A 19,630-nucleotide genomic window follows, 5' to 3' on the forward strand; every position below is an offset into this window, starting at 1 on the left:
ATGGCGCTCGTATCCGACGACGTACGCCCCGCGGTCCGGGTCCGCGGGGCGGGGCTGGCCTTCGGTCCCCGGACCCTCTGGTCGGGGCTGGACCTCGTCGTCGAGCCGGGCGAGTTCCTGGCCGTGCTCGGCCCCAACGGCTCCGGCAAGAGCAGCCTGCTCAAGGCGTTGCTCGGCATGCAGGACCTGTCGGCGGGCACGGTCGAGATCGCCGGCGGCCGCCCGGGTGGCGCGAACCGCAAGGTCGGCTACATCCCGCAGCAGCGCGCCATCGACGAGGCGCTGACCCTGCGCGGCGTCGACCTGGTCGGGCTGGGGCTCGACGGCCACCGCTGGGGGCCGGGCCTCTTCGGCATGGCGGCCCGGCGGCGCCGGGTCGCCGCGGCGGTCGCCGAAGTCGGGGCGACGGCGTACGCCAAGGAGCCGGTCGGACGGCTGTCCGGCGGCGAACAGCAGCGGCTGCGCGTGGCGCAGGCCCTGGTCGGGGACCCCGAGGTGCTGCTCTGCGACGAGCCGCTGCTGTCCCTGGACCTGGCGCACCAGCGCGCGATCAGCGAGCTGATCGACGCCCGGCGGCGTTCGGCGGGGACCGCGGTGCTGTTCGTGACGCACGAGATCAACCCGGTGCTGCCGTTCGTCGACCGCGTGCTGTACCTGGTCAACGGCCAGTTCCGGGTCGGCAAGCCGGACGAGGTCATGACCACCGAGACGCTGTCGCAGCTGTACGGCACCCGCGTCGAGGTGCTGAAGGTGGGTGGGCAGATCCACATCGCGGGCGCGCAGAGCGCGTTGTGCGAGGCCGAGCCGCACCACCACGAAGAAGACGTCGAAGAGCAAGTGGGCTGAAAGCGTGGACCTGTTCGACTTCGGCAAGACCTGGGACCTGGTCACGCAGCTCCCCGGCGTCCAGACGGCACTGCTGGCCGCGGCGGTCCTCGGCCTGGTGGCCGGGGTGATGGGGCCGCTGATCGTGACGCGGCGGATGTCGTTCGCGGTGCACGGGACGTCGGAGCTGGCCTTCACCGGCGGCGCGGCGGCCCTCCTGCTGGGCATCGGCGTCGAGTACGGCGCGCTGATCGGCGCGGTGGCGGCGGCGCTGCTGCTGGGCATCCTGGGCGCCCGCGACGCCGACCGCGACTCGGTGATCGGCGTGATCCTGTCCTTCGGGCTCGGCATGGGCGTCCTGTTCCTGTCCTTCTACAAGGGACGGTCCGGGAACAAGTTCGGGATCCTCACCGGCCAGATCATCACGATCGACTCGACGAACCTGACGTTGTTCGTCGTGTCGTCGGCTGTGGTGCTGGCGGTGCTGGCGCTGGTGTACCGGCCGCTGCTGTTCGCCTCGGTGGACCGGAACGTGGCCGTGGCGCGCGGGGTGCCGGTCAAGACCCTGACCGTGGTGTTCGCTCTTCTGGTCGGTGTTTCGACGGCGCTGAGCGTGAAGGTGGTCGGCTCGCTGCTGGTGGTGGCGTTGATGGTGACGCCGGCGGCCGCGGCGGCGCGCGTGACGGCGTCCCCCTGGAAGGCGACGGTGCTGTCGGTCGTGTTCGCCGAGGTGGCGGCGCTGGGCGGGATCGTGCTCTCGCTGGCCCCCGGCCTGCCGGTGAGCGCGTTCGTGACGGCGATTTCGTTCCTGATCTACGTGGTGTGCCGGCTGATCGCGTGGCGGCGCGACCGCCGGACGCGGGTCCGTGCTCCGGCCCCGGCCCCGGACCTGGTCGCGGCGGTCTAACCCAGCATCAGCAGGACCTGCAGCTCGCCGACGACGAATCCGATCACGCCGCCGACCGCGATCAGCTTCCACTCGTCCTGCCGGAACGCCGGCCGCAGCAGGCCTTCGAACTCCAGCGGGGTCAGGGCGAGCATCCGCTGCTCGATCACCTTCGCGACGTCCATCGCCTCGGTCAGGTAGCCCTCGGCGTACCGGGCCGTGTCCGGCAGCTGCTCCAGCGCCTTCCGGGCCGCCGCGCGCTTCAGCTCGCGCAGCCGTGTCGCGCCCACCGTCCGGGCCAGTGGCAGCTGCGTGTCGACGGCTTCCGAGACCAGGTGCTCGACGATGGCCGCCAGCCGGTCGGCGCGCGGGCCGCGCAGGACGGCGTCGAGGAGGTTCTGGACGGTCAGCACCTCGTTGGCGATCAGCTCGCCGTACTGGCGCGCCACCTCCGCGCGCCGCCGCTGGAACTTGCCCTGGAAGATCACCCGGCCGACGCGGACCGGCTCGCGCGGCACGAAGATCAGCTTGATCGCCAGCCAGTCGGTGAACAGCCCGATCGCGCCGCCGAAGATCGGCAGCACCCACGGCTCGCGCGTCAGCGCCCACACCACCGTCTGGACCACGCCGAGCCCGAAGCCGAAGTAGACGCCCATCCGGGCGATGAACGCCATCTCCGGCCGGGACGTCTCGCGGATCAGCCGGACCAGCAGCGCACGGTCGCGGGTGAGCCGCTGGACCGTCATGTGCTGGACGTCGAGCACTTCGTCGAGGTTTTCGCGGACGTCGTCGACGAACTCCCGCACCAGCCGCGGCGCCGACGCCTGGACCTGCTTGATCAGCATCTCCTGCGCGAGCGTCGGCAGGACCTCCCACAGCCGCGGGTGGTGCTCGGCGAGCACCTCGCGGGCGATGTGGTCGACCGCGCGCAGCAGCGGCTGCTCCAGCTCGCTCGTGATGATCACCGGGTCGATGCGGTCGAAGATCTCGCGCACGTCGAGGAGGTTGGCCGTCAGCAGCTCGGTCGCGACCGCGGCCATGCGCCCGCCGTGCTTGGGGACGACGCCCTGCCAGCCCAGCAGCGGCGGGATGCCGACGAAGTCCAGCGGCCGGAACATCATCTCGATGGCGACGCGCTTGGTGACGTACCCGATCAGCGCGGCGACGAACGGCATCGCCGCGTAGAGCGGCCAGTGCAGCGCGAGGTCGGCCAGGACCGCGTCCATGCCGACCTCCCCTCGCAGTGCCGAAAGCGAAACCGTACCGGCTACCCGAGCAGGGCGAGCACCTGCAGTTCCCCGACGAGCCCGCCGATCACCGCGCCCACGGCGATCAGCTTCCACTCGTCCTGGCGGAACGCCGGCCGCAGCAGCTGCTCGAATTCGAGCGCGCTCAGCCGCCGCATCCGGTCGACGATCGTGTTGCGCACGTCGAGGGCGTTGACCGCGTAGTCCTCGGCGTACCGGATCGTCTCCGGGACGCGCTCCGCGGCCTTCGCCGCCGCCGTCCGCTTCATCTCCTGGAACTTCTTCGTGCCGACGGCGATGGCGACGAACGGCTTGACGACGCTCGCCTGCGCGTCGATCGTCTTCTGCACCTCGCGGGTGATCATCGCGAACAGCCGGTCGGACTTCGGCCCGCGCAGCACGGCTTCGAGCAGGTTCGGGATGGTGATGATCTCGCGCGCGATCATGTCGCCGTAGTCGGCGGCGACCTGGTGGCGGCGCTTCTGGAAGATGCCCTGCCAGGTGTAGAGGCCGAAGAACCGGCGCGGCTCGCGCGGCAGGAAGATCATCTTCAGCGCCAGCCAGTCGGTGAACCAGCCGATGCCGAGGCCGAACAGCGGCAGCACGATCGGTGAGCGCGTCAGCGTCCACACGACCAGCTGCACGCAGCCCAGGACGAACCCGAACCAGATGCCCGAGCGGGCGATGAACCGCATCTCGGGCCGCGAGATGTCCCGGATCAGCCGGTTGAGCAGCGCCTTGTCGCGGACGAGGTTCGTCACGACCATGTGCTTGAGGTCGAGGACGTCCTCGATGTGGTCGGCGATCTCGCGCATGATCTTGGTGATCGCCTTCGGCGCCTCGGCCTGGACGCGCTTGAGCAGCAGCTGCTGGGCGCCGTTCGGCAGGACCTCCCACAGCCGCGGCTGGTAGGTCTCCATGACCTCGCGGGTGACGTCCTCGACGACCCGCAGCAGCGGCTGCTCGATCTCCTTCGCGACCTGCGCCGGGTCGAGCCGGGCGAAGATCTCCTTCGGGTCGACGAGGTTGGTCGTCAGCATCTCGGTGGCGGTCGCGGCCATGCGCTCGGCGTTCGCCGGCAGCACGCCCTGCCAGCCGAGGAACGGCTTGATCCCGACGAACTCGAGCGGCCGGAACATCATCTCGATGGCGACGCGCTTGGTGACGTAGCCGATGAGCGCCGCGATGAACGGCATGGTGACGTACACCTGCCAGTGCGTGCCGAAGTCCACTCGGCGGCCTCCCCGTGTCGCTTGCCGCGAACGTTAGCCGCTCGGTCCGGACCAGCGCGGAATGCCATGCGTCACGGGGGGTTGCCGAAATCGTGATGCATCCTTTTGGCGGTACGTCTGCCCGGTCCCCGGCTCATTAAGGTGGCCCGATGGTCGCGCCTGAGAAGCCCCAGCCCGCCCCCAAAACCGCCCAGTTCGCCGTGGGTGTCCGCGGCTACAACCAGCGTCAGGTCGACGAACGCCTCGCCGAGCTGACCAAGGAGCTGCGCGAGACGTCCCGAAGCCGCGACGAATCCGTCGCGACGGCCGCGGACCTCTCGAAGGCTCTCGCGTACGCGCAGAAGGAGCTGTCCGAGACGAAGGCCGCCCTGGCCAGGATGAGTTCGAGCCCGTCCGGCGCGGGCGCGATGGCCGAGCGCGTCCGGATGATGATGCAGCTGGCGGAGGAGGAGATCGCCGACCTGCGGGCGGCGGCGGAAGCCGACGCGGCGTCGACCCGCGAGCAGGCCGACAAGTACGCGCACGAGACCCGCCGCACGGCCGACAAGCTGGCGAAGGACGCGGAGGAGGAGCGCGCCCGCCTGCTGCAGGACGCGAAGGCCGAGATCGAGAAGCTGAACGCGGCGGCGGGCGCGAAACGCGTCGAGCTGGCGGCGGCGGCCGAGCGGGCCCGCAAGGAAGCGGACGCGAAGGCCGAAGCCGAGGCGGCGGCCGCGCGGGCCGAAGCGGACCGGGCGGCTTCGGCGGAGCTGGCCCGCCGCAAGAAGGAGTTCGAAGAGGAGTTCGCCCGCAAGAAGCAGGAGACGGAGGCGGCACTGGCGGACGCCCGCGCCAAGCAGGCCTCGGCGGAGCAGAACCGCAAGCTGGCCCTGGACCTGCGGACGAAGGTGGCCGAGCGGATAGCGGCAACGGACGCGGCGGTCCAGGAGGCGATGCGGCTGCTGGCCCCGATCGAGGAGGGTCCGGCCGACGGGGACCGCAAGCCGGCCCCGGCGCCGAAGACTCCGGCGAAGGCGTAGCTCACCCGGCCGGGGAGGTGGCCGAAGCTCGTGGGTGGCTGGCAGTCTGCACAGCAGCCGCCTGATCACTCACGAGACGAAACGGGACCCGCCATGATCCTCGAGACCGAGCGGGCCGCCGTGTGCGCCTACGCTCGCCGGATGGCCGGGGACGGCCTCGTCGTCGGGACCTCCGGGAACGTCTCCGTGCGTGCCGGTGATCTCGTCGCCGTCACCCCCACCGGGGTCGCCTACTCCGCGATGACGCCCGCCGACATCCCGGTCGTCGACCTCGGCGGCCAGGTCGTCGACGGCTCGCTCAAGCCGACCAGCGAGCTGCCCATGCACCTTTCCGTGTACTGGGACGCGCGTGACCCCGACGGTGAACCCGTCACCGCCGTCGTCCACACGCATGCGCCGCACGCCACCGCCGTCTCGACGCTCGTGCGGGAGGTTCCGCCCGTCCACTACGTCCTCGCCACGATCGGCCCCTCGGTGCGCGTCGCCCGCTACGCGACCTACGGCACGCCCGACCTCGCCGCCGCCGTGCTCGAGGCGCTCGACGGGCGCCGTGGCTGTCTCATGGCCAACCACGGCACCCTGACCTACGGCGACGGCCTCGAGGCCGCCTACCACCGGGCCCAGCAGCTCGAGTGGGCGTGCCGCGTCTGGCTGCTCGCGCAGAGCGCCGGGCGGCCCGCCCTGCTGCCGCCGTCCGAGATCGCCGACGTCGTCGACCGGCTGCGCGGCTACGGTCAGGACTAGGACGCCAGCGCGTCGACCGCGTGCACCGCGTCCAGCAGCTCCGCCACCGTCGGGTCGTCGACGGCCTCCTTGATGCACTGCCACAGCTGCAGGTTCGCCATCGCCCAGCGCGAGTACGTCGCCGCGGCCTCCGGGTTGTAGAAGTAGTAGCCCTCGTCGTGGACGTCGCACTGCTCGCCGACGATCTTGTGCGCCAGCTCGCGCAGGCTCAGCCCGTTCTCGCGCAGGTACCGGTGCGCGAGCACCACCGGCGTCACCGGCAGCGCCTTGAACAGCGTGTCGGCGTCGCTCAGCGCCTGCGCTTCCAGCGAAATGTCACGGCCGCGCGTGGCCATTTCGGCCTCGTCGACGATTTCGTCGATCCAGCGCGCGACGTCCGAAGGCACGCCGCACTCCGCGAGGATCTCCAGGCGCAGGCTCTGCCCCGCCGCGGCCGGCGAGTTGCGGAGCACCAGGTAGTTGACGTCGTGCACCAGCGCCGCCACTTCGACCACGGCGCGGTCTGCCCCGTTGTGCTGGGCGAAGCCGACCGCTTTCGCGCGGACGAAGCTCACGTGGTGCCAGCCGTGGAACTGCAGCCGTTCCGCGTGGCGGCGGCAGAGCCGGTGCACCCGGTTTTCGACGGCGTCGACGATCCCCTGGTCGATCGTGCTTTCCTGCGTGCGCATACACCTCTCCCATCCCGGCCGTGGTGTTCAGACGGGTGGAGTAATGGTAAGCGCCGCTGACGCCGGTGTGTAGCTAGATGCGGTCGGCCAATTCCCCCAATCGGGCCTCTACCGGAACGTGACGATGGCCGATTCCGCTGGCCGGGTCGAATGAAAGGCTGAAACTGCTCACCGGACGTGATTTCACGAGGAAGGTCATCGTCCCGGCCGCGGCTTCGGGGATGCGGTGGAATTCGTCGGCCAGCATGGTGGCGCAGGCCCCGGCCTGGCACAGCGTCCGGCGGCGCAGGCGCGCGGACGCGATCAGCCCGGTGCCGGCGTCGATCGTCGTCTCGTACCTTTCGTGCAGGTAGTCACCGCGGAGAATGGTGGTGCAGAAGTGGTACCTGTGGTTGTGCACGGAATCGGCGTACCCCTCCCGCCAGTCCTCCTGCGCCTTGTATTCGTGCAGCCAGAAGGAAAACGGGTCGGACGGCGAATCCAGCAGGCACCAGGCGAAGTGCGTGGTCGTTTCACGGGACGACCGAAGCACCTTCGCCGCCTGCGCGGACGAAAGCGCGCGCAGCCGGCTTCTCAGCTCGTCGCGCAGGCCGGGCTGCGCGGCCCACGGCCGGAACCAGCCGTCGACCGCGCGCCAGTCCGCGGCGAGCGGGAATCCGGCCGTGCGCAGGCGTGTGGCCAGTTCGGAAAGCGGGGACAGGCGGGTGAGCAAGGTCAGCTCCCTAGCTCGGCGACTTCGGAGAACTCCGCGCGGAAGGCGTGGAACTTGCCCTCCAGCTCGCGGAACTGCTCCTCGGACAAGGGGGATCCGGTGATCTTTTCGAACAGCGCCAGGAAATCCGTCCGCGTCGTCGCGGACGTGATGCGGAAGTGGCGGCCGGTCCGGGACTGCGAGACGCGCACGAACTCGGCGCGCTCCATGTTGTAGAGGAAGGAACCCTCGGTGAACCGCAGGGACCGCGGGTACAGCTTCGTGGCGCCGCGGACGTCGCTGTAGAGCGACACCCACACGCTGTCGTCGAACATTTCGAGCCGGTCCAGCGGCGGGTCGGCGACCACGGTGATGTCGACCGACGCGCAGCGGCTGCGCGCCAGGAAGAGGCCGACGAGACCGATCCGGATCTCTTCGTGGAGCCGGGTCTGGATCTGCTCGTAGTCGACGTCGCCGGCCTCGCGGCGCAACAGGTAGCGGGCGCGCCCGCTGATCGAGTTGGCGTCGCGCGGGTCGGCGATGACGGCCCGAAGTTCTCGTTCGGTGCGGGAAAGCAGCAGGCGGGCGGCCGCGTGCCGCCCGGAGAAGCCGCGGAAGAAGTACTGGCGGGTCGCGTTGAGGTCGGCCATCAGCGCGCGGTTGAACGCGGGGTCGGGATCGGTGGTCGCCTCGAACACGTCGGTGGGGAAGAACTCCTTGTTCAGCGCGCGGTATTCGGCGCTCAGGTCCTCCAGCGCGCGCCTGCTTTCCTCGATCACCGGTGTCACCAGTGCCCGCTGCGAAGCGCTGGCGGTGATCAACGTCGTGCCGAACCCGACGATGGCCGAGATCAGCGTGCCGGTGCCGAGCGACGTCACCAGGTTCTTCCCGGTGCCGGGATCCATCAGGCCGGCGATCCACAGGCTGAGACCGGCGACCACGACGAGCACCGTGAGCAGCAGGCTCGTCCTCGTCCAGAAGATCTCCTGCAGTGGGGTACGGCGGAGGCGCCCGCCTTCCGCGGCCACGTGCTTCACCTCCCTCGAGCCACCCGAACGGACGAATGCGCAAAGTGTCTGTTCGAGCGCGGGGAGTCACTTTACGCGCCTGGCGGAGCGCGCGAAATAAGAAGTTCGGGGGACAACGCTGACGGACGGACGTCACTCTCGGCAATAATTAACCAGGTTGCCCAGTTTTCCGAAAACGGCGGAAAACCATGGTCAAAGTGTGCCGGGCAGGCCCCTTTCGTACCAGCCGGGGCCCGGTTCGGCGGCCATCAGGAAATCGACGACGACCGGTGCCGGGGCCGGGTGGATCTCGGGGTGATCGCGTTCGCCGCGTGCGAAGTCCACGGGCCAGGCCAGTTTTTCCTCGTCGAGCGAAAACTCGCCGCGCGCGCCCGTGCGATTGCCGCGGGCGTCGAGGCGTGCCCACTTGCCGCGCAGGTGCACGGCATTCAGCCCGTGCAGCGCGGACAGTTCCTGGTAGCAGAACCCGGCCGGAATCCCTTGTGCGCGCAGCAAAGCGGCGAGCAAGTGGGCCTTCGCGTGGCAGATCCCGACGCGCTCGCGCAGGACGTCCGACGCCCGCCAGGTGACCCGCGGATCGGCGGCGTCGATGACGTGGTCGACCTCGTCGCGCACGAACCGGAACGCGGCTTCGGCGCTCTTGACCGGGTCGCCGTCCGCGGCCCGGAGCGCGCCGGCCAGCGCGCGGATCGACGGGTGCCCGTGGTCGACGACGGCATCGGCGGCGAGGTAGTCGCTCAGCCGATCGGAGGTGGGAACCGGAACGGGCCTCATCCGGCCATCCTGACAGCTGCGGCCATTCGGGCGAGAGCATTTTCGCCTGGCGGCCACGCTCCGCGTTCCCCGATTACGGAAGGTAAAACTCGGGCGAGAAGCCCGTCCAGCGCAGTGCCGCCGGCAGGTGCCCGACGTCGTTGTAGGTCAGCAGCGCGGCCGGGCGCCCCGGCGAGTAGCGGATCACGGTGAGCGCCGCGTGCGCGTGGTCGAGGGCGAGCCACCGCCACGGCGGCGCGTCCTGCGAGGCGCGCACGAGCCAGGCGGCGACGGAGGTGTGCGTGACGAGCACCTCGTACCGCGGCTCGGTGCCGGGCACGGGCCCGGTGAACCGCCGTTCGGCTTCGGCGGCGAGTTCTTCGTCCGCGGGCGGCAGCTGCCGGGCGAAGGCGTGCACCAGGTCGCCGGACGTCTCGGGCAGCTCTTCGCGCATCGGCGTGTAGGGGACGAAGTCGTCAGCCGCTTTGTCGACATAGACGGGAACGCCGGGCAACTGAGTCGCGACGAGTGCGGCGGTCTGCGCGGCGCGCGGGAGCGGACCGTGGTGGACCGCGGTGACGGGAACTTCGCGGAGCCGTCGGCCGAGCAGGAAGGCCTGCCGGCGGCCGGCTTCGGTGAGATCGCCGGCCGGCGTGGCTTCGCCGTGGCGGGTGAGGAAGAGGTACCGCGTCGCGAGCATTCGTCAGCCGACGGGGATGAGCGCGCCCTCGGGACCGTGGCTGGGCACGAACTGCGCGACCAGCCGCACCGGCGCGGGATGCGGCGGCAGGACGGTCGAGGCGAACGGCGTGATCGCGTAGTCGCTGCCGCTGTTGGTGTGCAGGTGGACGCTGACGTGCACGTTCCGGTCGGCGGGGATTTCGAAGCTCACGGAACCCCAGGAGACGACGTATTGACGTCCGTCGATGCTCGCGATCGGCGCGTAGGCGCGGACCGTGTGGCCGAGGTGGGGGATCTCCACGGTGAGCAGCCTGCGGGGGCCGGTGTGGGCGTCGACGTACGGGATCACGCCCGGCGTGCTGGCCAGGTCGGTTGGGCCGGTCATCGGGCTCCTCAGAACTGGTAGTACAGGAACGGGCTGAACGTTCCCGTCGCGATCAGGATCGCCGCGTACACCAGGCCCACCGTCATCACGCCGATGCGCAACGCCGTTGCCGGGCGGCTGCGGGACGACTCCAGCAGCGGGCCCGTCACCGGGTGGGCCGGGAGCAGGAACACCGCTGCCGCCGCCAGGAGCAGGACCAGGCGCTGGTTCGTGAATGCCTGCTCCACTCCCGTGCCCAGGCCCGCGAAGTCCGGGATCAGCATGTGGCCGATCATCGACAGCGCGTGCGGCAGGTCCGCCGAGCGGAAGAACACCCAGCCGAACACCACCAGCAGCATCGTCAACGCCCGGCGTCCCACGCGTCCCCAGTGCGATGCCGGGTCCAGGTCGAAGCCGAACCGGCGCTCGATCACCAGCAGCGCTCCGTGGTAACAGCCCCACACCAGGAACGTCCACTGCGCGCCGTGCCAGAAACCCGTCAGCACGAACACGATGCACAGGTTGCGGTACGTGTGCGCCGCTCCGTTGCGGTTGCCGCCCAGTGGGATGTACACGTAGTCGCGGAACCAGCGGCTCAAGCTCATGTGCCAGCGGCGCCAGAACTCCGTGATCGTCACCGACGAGTACGGCCGCGCGAAGTTCTCCGGCAGGCGGAACCCCAGCATGCGGCCCAGGCCGATCGCCATGTCCGAATAACCCGAGAAGTCGAAGAACAGCTGCAGCGTGTAGCCGATCGCGCCGAGCCACGCCGTCGCGAACGTCATCTGGTCCGGTGGCACCTTGAAGCACGCCTCGACCAGCGGGCTCAGCGAGTCCGCGATGATCGTCTTCTTGCACAGGCCCAGCGCGAACCGCGGGAAGCCGGCCGCGATGTCGTCGAGCCGGTGGGAACGCAGCTGCGGCAGCTGGTCGGCGATCTCGCGGTACCGCACGATCGGGCCCGCCACCAGCTGCGGGAACATCGCGATGTACGCGGCGAACGACACCGGGTTCCGCAGCGCCTGCCGCTCGCCGCGGTAGATGTCGACCACGTACGAAATGTGGTGGAACGTGTAGAACGAGATGCCGATCGGCACCACCAGGCTCGCCACCGGCACGCTGCCGCCGAACCAGTGCGCGACCGCCGCGATCTGCTGCGTCGCGAACCCGGCGTACTTCCAGACCAGCAGCACCGCGACGTCGAGCGTGACGACGGCGACGAGGATCTTCCGCCGCCGTCCGCCGTCGACGTCGAACGGGTTCGGCGCGAGCAGCGGCCCGGCCAGGAAGTTGACCACCATGCAGCCGAGCAGCAGGAACACGAACGGCCCGGCGCCGATCGTGTAGAACAGCAGGCTGCCGACGGCGACGATGCCGTTTCGCCAGCTCCGCGGGCACACCAGCACGGCGACGAGCACCGCAGGCATGAAGTACCACAGGAACAGTGGCGAAACGAACGACATCGGGTCCCCTCGGTTTTATCCGACGGTGACCTTAACCCGACCGGGTGGTGGTGTCAGACCCGCCCGGCGGCACGGCGGCGTCGCGCCACCTCCGCGAGCAGCACACCCGCCGCCACGGACGCGTTCAGCGACTCCACGCCCGCCGCCATCGGGATCGACACCGTCGCGTCGCACGTCTCACGCACGAGGCGCGACAGCCCGCGGCCCTCCGAGCCCAGCACGATGACCAGCGGGTCGGCCGCGAGCTCGAGCTCGTCGATGTCCACCGAGCCGTCCGCGTCCAGGCCGACCAGCATCAGGCCCTCGTTCGCCCACGCCTTGAGCTGGCGGGTGAGGTTGGTCGCCACCGCGATCGGCAGCTTCGCCGCCGTGCCGGCGCTCGTGCGCCACGCCACCGCCGTCATGCCCGCGCTGCGCCGCTCGGGCAGCAGCACGCCGTGGGCGCCGAACGCGGCCGCCGAGCGGATCACCGCGCCCAGGTTCCGCGGGTCGGTGACGCCGTCGAGCGCGACGAACAGCGGGACCTCGCCCGAGTTGCGCGCCACCGCCATCAGGTCGTCCGGGTGCGCGTACTCGAACGGCGGGACCTGCAGGCCCAGGCCCTGGTGCACGGCCCGGTTCGTCTTGCGGTCCAGCTCCTCGCGCGGGATCTCCAGGATGGAGATGCCCTTGTCGCCGGCCAGCCGGACGGCGTCGTTCACCCGGTCGTCGATCTCGATGTTCAGCGCGACGTACAGGGCCGTCGCCGGGACGTTCGCGCGCAGCGCCTCCACCACCGGGTTGCGCCCGGCGATCAGCTCCGGCTTGTCGGCCTTCTTCTGCCGCGCCTGATCGCGCTTCGTCGCCGCATTGGCCGCCCGGTAGGCCTTGTGCCCGGGGCGGTCCTCCGCTTTCGGGGTCGGGCCCTTGCCTTCGAGGGCCTTGCGGCGCTGACCGCCCGAGCCGACGACGGCGCCCTTCTTCGTGCCCGCCTTGCGGATCGCGCCCTGGCGCCGCGAATTGCCTGCCATCGTGAAAGTTCCTTGCGTAGAAAGCGGTTCAGTCGGACTTCACAGTCCACTGCGGACCGTTGGGGGTGTCCTCCACCACGATGCCCGCCTGCTGGAGGCGGTCCCGGGCGGCGTCCGCGCGGGCGAAGTCCTTCTCGGCCCTGGCCTGCTGGCGCTCGGCCAGCAGCCCTTCGACGAGCCGGGACAGCGCCTCCTTGGTGGGCGTGTCGGAACCGCCCGCCGCCGACCAGCGCGCGGACAGCGGGTCGAGGCCGAGCACGTCGGTCATCGCGCGGACGGCCGCGGCGAATTCGAGTGCCTTGGAGGTGTCGCCCGCGTCGAGGGCGGCGTTACCGTCCCGCACCGTGTTGTGGACCACGGCGAACGCCTGCGGGGTGGCCAGGTCGTCGTCGAGCGCCTTGACGAACTCCGCGGGCAGCGAACCGATCGTGACCTCGCCGCTGCCGGCGGCCCGGCGCAGGAACGTCTCGATCCGCCGGTAGCCCTGCGCGGCCTCGGAGACCGCGCCGTCGGAGTACTCGATGACCGAGCGGTAGTGCGGCTGGACCAGGTAGTACCGCAGTTCCGGCGCCCGGTAGCGCTCCAGCATCGCCGGGATCGACACGGTGTTGCCGAGCGATTTCGACATCTTCTCGCCGGACATGGTCACCCACGCGTTGTGCAGCCAGAACCGCGCGAAGGCGTCGCCGGCCGCGTTCGACTGGGCGCGCTCGTTCTCGTGGTGCGGGAAGGCCAGGTCGATGCCGCCGCCGTGGATGTCGAACTCCGCGCCGAGGTAGGCCGTCGCCATCGCCGAGCACTCCAGGTGCCAGCCCGGCCGGCCGCGGCCCCACGGGGTCGGCCACGACGGCTCGCCCGGCTTCGCGCTCTTCCACATGGTGAAGTCACGCGGGTCGCGCTTGCCGCGGGTCGGTGTCTCGCCCTGCTGGACGTCCTCGAGAACCCGGCCGGACAGCTGGCCGTAGTCGTCGAACGACTTGACCGAGAAGTAGACGTCGCCGTCCGCGACGTAGCCGTGGCCACTGTCGATGAGGCGTTCCATCAGCTCGACCATCTGGGTGATGTGGCCGGTCGCGCGCGGGTTGATCGACGGCGGCAGGCAGCCCAGCTGCTCGTACGCGGCCTCGAAGGCGCGCTCGTGCGTCGCGCCCCACTCCCACCAGGGGCGGCCCGCTTCGGCGGCCTTGGTGAGGATCTTGTCGTCGATGTCGGTGACGTTGCGGACCAGCAGCACGTCCAGTCCACTGTGGACGAGCCAGCGGCGCAGGACGTCGTAGTTCACGACGCCGCGGACGTGCCCGATGTGCGGCAAGCCCTGCACGGTGGCACCGCACACGTAGATCGACGCCGTTCCGCTACGGACGGGGTGGAACTCCCGTACGCTCCGGGTCGCTGTGTCGAAAAGGTGAAGGGCCACCCTCAAAGGGTACGGGGTCGGGCGTGAGCGACGTCTCTGGCCCTCAGGCCACGCCGAAGCCGCGCAGCGCCGTGAGCAGGGCGTCCGGCCGGTCGGCCGTGGGCAGCGGGTCCACCAGCGCGAACTCGCAGCCCAGCGCACGGGCGCCGCCGTCGGCCTCCTCGCTGTCGCCGACCATCAGCGTCTCGGTCGCCGGGACGCCGAGGGCCTGGACCGCCTTGCGGAAGATCTCCAGCTCCGGCTTGACCGCGCCGACCTCGAAGGACAGCACGAACTCGTCGACGTAGGCGTCCCACCCGCGCGCGGTGAAGGCCGGCCGGATGTCGAAGGCGATGTTGCTCAGGACACCCACCTTGAGCCCCCGCTCGGCGGCGGCCTTCAGCGCGGCCTCGGTGTCCGGGTACGGCGTCCACTGGCTGGGATCGATCAGCCGGTCGTACAGCGCTTCGGCCTGCTCCGGCCGTGGCACGCCGGACTTCTTCAGCACCTCGAGGTAGACCTTGCGGTGCAGCACGGGGTCGCGGTCGCGGTGCTGCCACGCGTGCAGGTGCTCGGCGTCGAGCTCCACGACCTGCCCGACCGGGGCGGTCATCCGGCGCATCAGCTCGGCCTGCGCCTCGATGTCGAGCGGCGAGCCGGAGTGGTCGGTCAGCTCGGCGAGCCAGGACTCGTCCTGCTCGAGCCGGAAAAGCGTGCCGGAGAAGTCGAACAACACCGCCCTGATCGTCATGGTTTCAGCCTATCGGGACGGTCAGGCCGAATGCCCTGTGACGTGTTCGGGCACGACGCGCACGAGCACGCGCACGACCTCCGGCGGCTCGGGCGGGAAGTCCTCGCCGACGTACTTGCGGGACAGCTCGTCGATCAGCTCCCGTCCGCCTTCGACGCTGATCTCGGCGCGGCCGCGGATCTCGACGTAGTTCTCGGGGTCGGCCATGTCGAAGACCGAGACGGACACACGCGGGTCGCGCCGGAGGTTCCGTTCCTTCCGGCGGCCCTGGACGGTGGCGAAGACGACGGTGTCGCCGTCGCGACGCGCCCAGACGACGGAGCTCTGCGGCGAGCCGTCGGCGTTGGTGGTGGCGACGACCGGGAAGTTCTTGCCGTCGAGGAGGGCCTTGGTTGCGTCGTTGAATGTCACGCTCATGGTCGCCGACCCTATTTCACGTTGCCGGCGATCTTCTCGACTTTCAGCCGCACGACGACGCGTTCGACGTCCGGCCCTTCCGGCGGCGGGTCCTGGGCGAGGTACTTGTGGCTCAGGATCTTGGGCAGCGTCTTGCCGGGGTCGGGCGTGATGATGGCGGTGCCGCGCAGCTGGGTGTGGCGGTACGGGTCGCTCGCGTCGGTGATCGAGACGCTGAGCCGCGGGTCGCGGCGCAGGTTCCGCACCTTCCGGCGGTCCTCGGTGGCGCTGAAGACGAGGTCGCCGTCGTCGAGGCCGATCCAGACGACGGAGGTCTGCGGCCCGCCATCGGGATCGAGGGTGGCGACGGTGGCGAAGTTCTTCCCGTCGATGAGTGCGCGGACGCCGGCCGAGAGAGTGAGGGACATATCACGCCGAACCGGCGGCGGCGGGCGCCTATTCCGCGGCGAGGAGCAGGGCCGTCGCGAAGGCGGCGATGCCTTCGCCGCGGCCGGTGAGGCCGAGGCCGTCGGACGTGGTGCCGGACACGCTGACCGGGCCGCCCACGGCGTCCGACAGCACCTTCTGTGCCTCTTCGCGGCGCTTTCCCACGCGGGGCGCGTTGCCCACGATCTGGACCGTCGCGTTCGCCACCCGCCAGCCCGCCGCCTCGATCAGGCCCCTGACCTCGGCCAGCATGTCCACTCCGTGGGCGCCGTCCATCCGGGGGTCGCCGGTGCCGAACACCGCGCCGAGGTCGCCCAGGCCCGCCGCCGACAGCAGGGCGTCGCACAGGGCGTGCGATGCCACGTCGCCGTCCGAGTGGCCCGCGCAGCCGTCCACGCCTTCCCACCGCAGGCCCGCCATCCAGCACTCACGACCCGGCTCGACCGGGTGGACGTCGACCCCGTTGCCGATCCTCACAGCGTCTCCTCGTTCTTGGGTGCCGCCGCGATCGCCTCGGCCAGGGACAGTTCGAAACCCGTCGTCACGCGCATCGCGTCCGGATGTCCCGGCACCGTCGCCGCGCCCGTGGGGGCCAGGTCCGGCCGGAACGCCGCCAGCGCGTACCCGACCGGCGTCTGCAGGGTGCGCAGGCGCGTCCGGTCCTGCGTGCCGATGATCAGCGACTCCTCGTCGATCACCTTCACCGTGTCCGCCATCGGCAGGACCGGCACGACGACCGGAGTGGTGTCACTGACGGCGTTGATCACATCACGCACTGTTTCCGCAGGAATGAAGGCCCGCAGCGCGTCGTGGAGGAGTACAACTGAGTCACGGGGAAGATCGGGCTCGACGGCGGCGAAGGCCTGCCGGAGCGAGCCGGGGACGACCCGGCAGCCGAGGCCGCGGAGTGCCTCGGAAAACGACGACGCACACCGCTGGGGGGCCGCCACGAGCACCGAAGAGATTTCCGGCACGCCGAGCAGCCCCCGCACGGTGTGCGTGAGCAGCGCCTCACCATGGACCGGCGTGAGAGCGAGCTCCCCGTCGGAGGCATGATGTGCGACGGTCACGATCGCGACGACCTTCATCGGTTCGCGATCGTAGAGGCACCCGCCCGCCCGTCGAGCAGGATGCCCTGGGCTCAGACCGTCGCGGTTTCCAGAACTTCGTCAAGGAGGACTTCGGCCTTGTCCTCGTCGGTGCCCTCCGCGAGCGCGAGCTCGCTGACCAGGATTTGCCGGGCCTTGGCGAGCATGCGCTTCTCGCCTGCCGAAAGCCCGCGGTCCTTCTCTCGCCGCCAGAGGTCGCGCACCACTTCGGCCACCTTGTTCACATCGCCGGAGGCGAGCTTCTCGAGGTTGGCCTTGTACCGACGAGACCAGTTGGTTGGCTCCTCGGTGTGCGGCGCACGCAGAACGTCGAAGACCTTGTCCAGTCCTTCTTGCCCGACGACATCGCGGACGCCCACGATCTCGGCGTTGTCAGCGGGCACGCGAACCGTGAGATCCCCTTGCGCGACCTTGAGGACGAGGTACTTCTTTTCCTCGCCCTTGATCACGCGGGTCTCGATGGCTTCGATGAGTGCGGCACCGTGGTGCGGGTAGACGACGGTCTCTCCGACCTTGAAAACCATGTGTCCTCTGCCCCTTTCGCTGACTCCATCCTAGCACGGTCCGCCAGTGCCCACCTAGCGGGCCGGACTCGTCCTCGCAGGTCAGCGGCCTGAGCGGGGGTTGACAAACGTCCGGAGCCCGTGCTCACGCAGGTGGCCGGGACGGGGTCGGCGGGCACATCGGATTCCTTTGTGGACGGTTGATCTTGGGCGCAACGCACACCGGTTCTGCCACGGAGATCGCCCCCGGCTAGTCTTCGGGGCGACGAGGCCGTGAAAAGGGAAGGACTGCGACGTGAGGCTGCAGAATCGTCGCGTGCTCGGCGCGGGCGTGCTGGCGCTCGGTGCCGCGCTCGTGCTCGCCGGGTGCGGGGCCGGCCAGATCACTCAGACCGACTCGCAGCAGCCCGCGGTCAACGGCACGTACGCGCAGGTCAAGACCATCGTGCTGCGTGACGCCGCGGTGCAGTACCCGACGTCCGGCCCTGGCTACCCGGCCGGCGCGACCCCGGCGCTGGCGCTGACCATCGTGAACATCGGCACCCAGGACGACTCGCTCGTCTCGGTGACGACCGAGGACGGCGGCCAGGCCACCATCGCCGGCTCGAAGGACGTCGTCGCCGCGCACTCGCTGGTGATCGGCCCGGACGACGCGGTCGAGTCCACCAACGAGGTGAAGACCACGACGCCGGCCGCGCCGTCGTCGTCGGCTTCCGCCCCGTCGTCGAGCGGCGCGAGCGCGACGCCGACGAAGTCCGAGACCAACACCCCGGGCCACCTGACCGCGACGTCGACTTCCGAGGTCCCGTCGAGCGGCCCGGCCGCGACGCCGACGGCGCCCGAGAAGGTGGGCCAGGCCACGGTGACGCTGCCCGCGCTGAAGCAGCCGCTCTGGCCGGGCCAGGTCATCAAGGTCACATTCGTGTTCAAGAACGCCGGACCGGTCACCGTCGAGCTGCCCGTGGCGGCTCCGGCGCACGTCAAGCAGTAGGTCACGGCGCCTGGGCCGGGCGTCCCCGGTTTTGTCGGTGGTCGCCGATAGCCTCGCGGGGTGAAGAAGGGGACCACCTACCGCTGCGGGAGCTGCGGGTACGAAGCGGCCAAGTGGCTGGGCCGATGTCCGGAGTGCCAGGAGTGGGGCTCGTTCGAGGAGCGCGGGGCGCCGGTCAAGCCGGCGATCCAGCGCGTGGCGGCCGGGGCGCCGAGCGCGCCGGCCCGGCCGATCGGCGAGGTCGACGTCGAGGCGGCCCGGGCGCGTCGCACCGGCGTCTCGGAGCTGGACCGGGTGCTCGGCGGCGGACTGGTGCCGGGTGCGGTCGTGCTGCTCGCGGGCGAGCCGGGTGTCGGCAAGTCGACCCTGCTCCTCGAGGTGGCCTACCAGTGGGCGAAGACGGTCGACCGGTCCCTGTACGTCACGGGCGAGGAGTCCGCGGGCCAGGTCCGGTTGCGCGCCGAGCGAACAGGCAACGTCCACGAGCGGATGTACCTGGCCGCCGAGAGTGACCTCGCGGCCATCCTCGGGCACGTCGACGACGTCAAGCCGGGCGTGCTCATCGTCGACTCGGTGCAGACGATGGCGTCCCCGCAGGTCGACGGCTCACCGGGCGGGGTGACGCAGGTCCGGGCGGTGACGTCCGGGCTGGTCGCGCTGGCCAAGGAGCGCGGGCTGCCGGTGGTGCTGGTGGGGCACGTCACGAAGGACGGCACGGTGGCGGGCCCGCGCGTGCTGGAGCACCTGGTGGACGTGGTGCTGCAGTTCGAGGGCGACAAGCATTCGACGCTGCGGATGGTCCGCGGCATCAAGAACCGCTTCGGCGCGGCCGACGAGATCGGCTGCTTCGAGCTGCAGGAAGAGGGCATCGTCGGGGTGCCGGACCCGTCGGGGCTGTTCATCAGCCGCACGACGGAACCGGTCCCGGGCACGGCGATCACGGTGTCGCTGGAGGGCAAGCGGCCGCTGCTGGGCGAGGTCCAGGCGCTGGTGTCGTCGACGTCGGCACCGCAGCCGCGCCGGGCGGTGAGCGGGTTGGACTCGGCGCGGGTGGCGATGGTCCTGGCCGTGCTGGAGAAGCGCGGCGGGCTGAAGCTGGGCGACAAGGACGTGTACACGGCGACAGTCGGCGGCATGAAGATCACCGAGCCGGGCATCGACCTGGCGGTGGTGCTGGCGTTGACGTCCTCGTTCGGTGACGTCGCGTTGTCGCCGCGGCTGGTGTCGGTGGGGGAAGTCGGGCTGGCGGGCGAGATCCGGCGGGTGCCGAGCGTGGGACGGCGGCTGGCCGAGGCCGCCCGGCTCGGCTTCACGCACGCGCTCGTGCCGCCGGATTCCGGTAAGCCGCCGGCGGGCATCCGGGTTTTGGAGGTGTCGAACGTCGCCGATGCGCTGAATGCGGCTGGTCACGCTCGGTGAGTTGGGT

The 19,630-nt window shown here is 70.5% G+C and carries 23 protein-coding genes; 6 read left to right on the top strand and 17 right to left on the bottom strand.

Annotated elements, in window-relative coordinates:
• A complete protein-coding gene (locus BT341_RS09170; protein WP_072475864.1) occupies positions 1 to 846 on the top strand; it encodes a metal ABC transporter ATP-binding protein in 846 nt (281 codons plus the stop codon).
• 4 nt (positions 847 to 850) lie between these two features.
• The gene (locus tag BT341_RS09175; protein ID WP_072475865.1) at positions 851 to 1,732 is read left to right on the top strand and encodes a metal ABC transporter permease; all 882 of its coding nucleotides are present in this window, start codon (positions 851 to 853) and stop codon (positions 1,730 to 1,732) included.
• On the opposite strand, the gene BT341_RS09180 is transcribed toward BT341_RS09175, so the two are convergent.
• Together BT341_RS09180 and BT341_RS09185 are read right to left on the bottom strand one after the other, a co-directional pair.
• Positions 1,729 to 2,937, bottom strand: coding sequence for a DUF445 domain-containing protein (locus BT341_RS09180; RefSeq protein ID WP_072475866.1), 1,209 nt, complete (start codon positions 2,935 to 2,937; stop codon positions 1,729 to 1,731). The genes BT341_RS09175 and BT341_RS09180 overlap by 4 nt on opposite strands.
• Positions 2,938 to 2,978: 41 nt before the next feature.
• Positions 2,979 to 4,154, bottom strand: coding sequence for a DUF445 domain-containing protein (locus tag BT341_RS09185; protein WP_072481865.1), 1,176 nt, complete (start codon positions 4,152 to 4,154; stop codon positions 2,979 to 2,981).
• Between the two features lie 185 nt (positions 4,155 to 4,339).
• Between BT341_RS09185 and BT341_RS09190 the strand changes: the two genes are divergently transcribed.
• Both BT341_RS09190 and BT341_RS09195 read left to right on the top strand, forming a co-directional pair.
• Positions 4,340 to 5,209: a coiled-coil domain-containing protein gene (locus tag BT341_RS09190; RefSeq protein WP_072475867.1), complete on the top strand. Its 870-nt coding sequence runs from the start codon at positions 4,340 to 4,342 to the stop codon at positions 5,207 to 5,209.
• A 93-nt stretch (positions 5,210 to 5,302) separates the two neighbouring features.
• Positions 5,303 to 5,953 carry a class II aldolase/adducin family protein gene (locus tag BT341_RS09195; protein WP_072475868.1) on the top strand — a complete coding sequence of 217 codons (651 nt, stop codon included), beginning with the start codon at positions 5,303 to 5,305 and terminating at the stop codon, positions 5,951 to 5,953.
• On the opposite strand, the gene BT341_RS09200 is transcribed toward BT341_RS09195, so the two are convergent.
• From BT341_RS09200 to BT341_RS09270, 15 genes are all read right to left on the bottom strand, one after another.
• A complete protein-coding gene (locus BT341_RS09200; protein ID WP_072475869.1) occupies positions 5,950 to 6,621 on the bottom strand; it encodes an HD domain-containing protein in 672 nt (223 codons plus the stop codon). The genes BT341_RS09195 and BT341_RS09200 overlap by 4 nt on opposite strands.
• 73 nt (positions 6,622 to 6,694) lie before the next feature.
• A complete protein-coding gene (locus BT341_RS09205) occupies positions 6,695 to 7,333 on the bottom strand; it encodes a hypothetical protein (RefSeq protein WP_072475870.1) in 639 nt (212 codons plus the stop codon).
• A gap of 2 nt (positions 7,334 to 7,335) precedes the next feature.
• Positions 7,336 to 8,349: a hypothetical protein gene (locus tag BT341_RS09210; protein ID WP_072475871.1), complete on the bottom strand. Its 1,014-nt coding sequence runs from the start codon at positions 8,347 to 8,349 to the stop codon at positions 7,336 to 7,338.
• 183 nt (positions 8,350 to 8,532) lie between these two features.
• Complete coding sequence (locus BT341_RS09215) at positions 8,533 to 9,114, bottom strand: transglutaminase domain-containing protein (RefSeq protein WP_072475872.1); 582 nt, start codon at positions 9,112 to 9,114, stop codon at positions 8,533 to 8,535.
• A gap of 73 nt (positions 9,115 to 9,187) precedes the next feature.
• Positions 9,188 to 9,793, bottom strand: a complete 606-nt coding sequence (locus tag BT341_RS09220; protein ID WP_072475873.1) for a histidine phosphatase family protein — start codon at positions 9,791 to 9,793, stop codon at positions 9,188 to 9,190.
• Positions 9,794 to 9,796: 3 nt separating this feature from the next.
• Positions 9,797 to 10,159: a hypothetical protein gene (locus tag BT341_RS09225; RefSeq protein WP_072475874.1), complete on the bottom strand. Its 363-nt coding sequence runs from the start codon at positions 10,157 to 10,159 to the stop codon at positions 9,797 to 9,799.
• Between the two features lie 8 nt (positions 10,160 to 10,167).
• Positions 10,168 to 11,601 carry an MBOAT family O-acyltransferase gene (locus BT341_RS09230; RefSeq protein WP_072475875.1) on the bottom strand — a complete coding sequence of 478 codons (1,434 nt, stop codon included), beginning with the start codon at positions 11,599 to 11,601 and terminating at the stop codon, positions 10,168 to 10,170.
• Between the two features lie 53 nt (positions 11,602 to 11,654).
• Complete coding sequence (gene rlmB / locus BT341_RS09235; RefSeq protein ID WP_072475876.1) at positions 11,655 to 12,611, bottom strand: 23S rRNA (guanosine(2251)-2'-O)-methyltransferase RlmB; 957 nt, start codon at positions 12,609 to 12,611, stop codon at positions 11,655 to 11,657.
• A gap of 28 nt (positions 12,612 to 12,639) precedes the next feature.
• The gene (gene cysS / locus BT341_RS09240) at positions 12,640 to 14,028 is read right to left on the bottom strand and encodes a cysteine--tRNA ligase (RefSeq protein ID WP_072475877.1); all 1,389 of its coding nucleotides are present in this window, start codon (positions 14,026 to 14,028) and stop codon (positions 12,640 to 12,642) included.
• Between the two features lie 43 nt (positions 14,029 to 14,071).
• Positions 14,072 to 14,758: an HAD family hydrolase gene (locus BT341_RS09245; RefSeq protein ID WP_072475878.1), complete on the bottom strand. Its 687-nt coding sequence runs from the start codon at positions 14,756 to 14,758 to the stop codon at positions 14,072 to 14,074.
• Between the two features lie 21 nt (positions 14,759 to 14,779).
• Entirely contained in the window at positions 14,780 to 15,175 is a 396-nt protein-coding gene (locus BT341_RS09250; protein ID WP_072475879.1) for a PPOX class F420-dependent oxidoreductase, read from the bottom strand.
• An 11-nt stretch (positions 15,176 to 15,186) separates the two neighbouring features.
• On the bottom strand, positions 15,187 to 15,582 hold the full coding sequence (locus BT341_RS09255) for a PPOX class F420-dependent oxidoreductase (protein WP_072475880.1): 396 nt from the start codon (positions 15,580 to 15,582) through the stop codon (positions 15,187 to 15,189).
• Between the two features lie 28 nt (positions 15,583 to 15,610).
• Positions 15,611 to 16,078 carry a 2-C-methyl-D-erythritol 2,4-cyclodiphosphate synthase gene (gene ispF / locus BT341_RS09260; RefSeq protein ID WP_072475881.1) on the bottom strand — a complete coding sequence of 156 codons (468 nt, stop codon included), beginning with the start codon at positions 16,076 to 16,078 and terminating at the stop codon, positions 15,611 to 15,613.
• Positions 16,075 to 16,689, bottom strand: coding sequence for an IspD/TarI family cytidylyltransferase (locus tag BT341_RS09265; RefSeq protein WP_072475882.1), 615 nt, complete (start codon positions 16,687 to 16,689; stop codon positions 16,075 to 16,077). The genes ispF and BT341_RS09265 overlap by 4 nt, the downstream gene beginning before the upstream one ends.
• 53 nt (positions 16,690 to 16,742) lie before the next feature.
• On the bottom strand, positions 16,743 to 17,234 hold the full coding sequence (locus BT341_RS09270) for a CarD family transcriptional regulator (RefSeq protein ID WP_004559016.1): 492 nt from the start codon (positions 17,232 to 17,234) through the stop codon (positions 16,743 to 16,745).
• A gap of 274 nt (positions 17,235 to 17,508) precedes the next feature.
• Here BT341_RS09270 and BT341_RS09275 point away from each other — a divergent pair, with 274 nt between their 5' ends.
• Complete coding sequence (locus BT341_RS09275) at positions 17,509 to 18,204, top strand: copper chaperone PCu(A)C domain-containing protein (RefSeq protein ID WP_072475883.1); 696 nt, start codon at positions 17,509 to 17,511, stop codon at positions 18,202 to 18,204.
• A 60-nt stretch (positions 18,205 to 18,264) separates the two neighbouring features.
• A complete protein-coding gene (gene radA / locus BT341_RS09280; protein ID WP_072475884.1) occupies positions 18,265 to 19,623 on the top strand; it encodes a DNA repair protein RadA in 1,359 nt (452 codons plus the stop codon).
• Positions 19,624 to 19,630: the final 7 nt, after the last annotated feature.

The organism is Amycolatopsis australiensis (genome assembly GCF_900119165.1).
In the GTDB taxonomy this organism is placed as follows: Bacteria; Actinomycetota; Actinomycetes; order Mycobacteriales; family Pseudonocardiaceae; genus Amycolatopsis; species Amycolatopsis australiensis.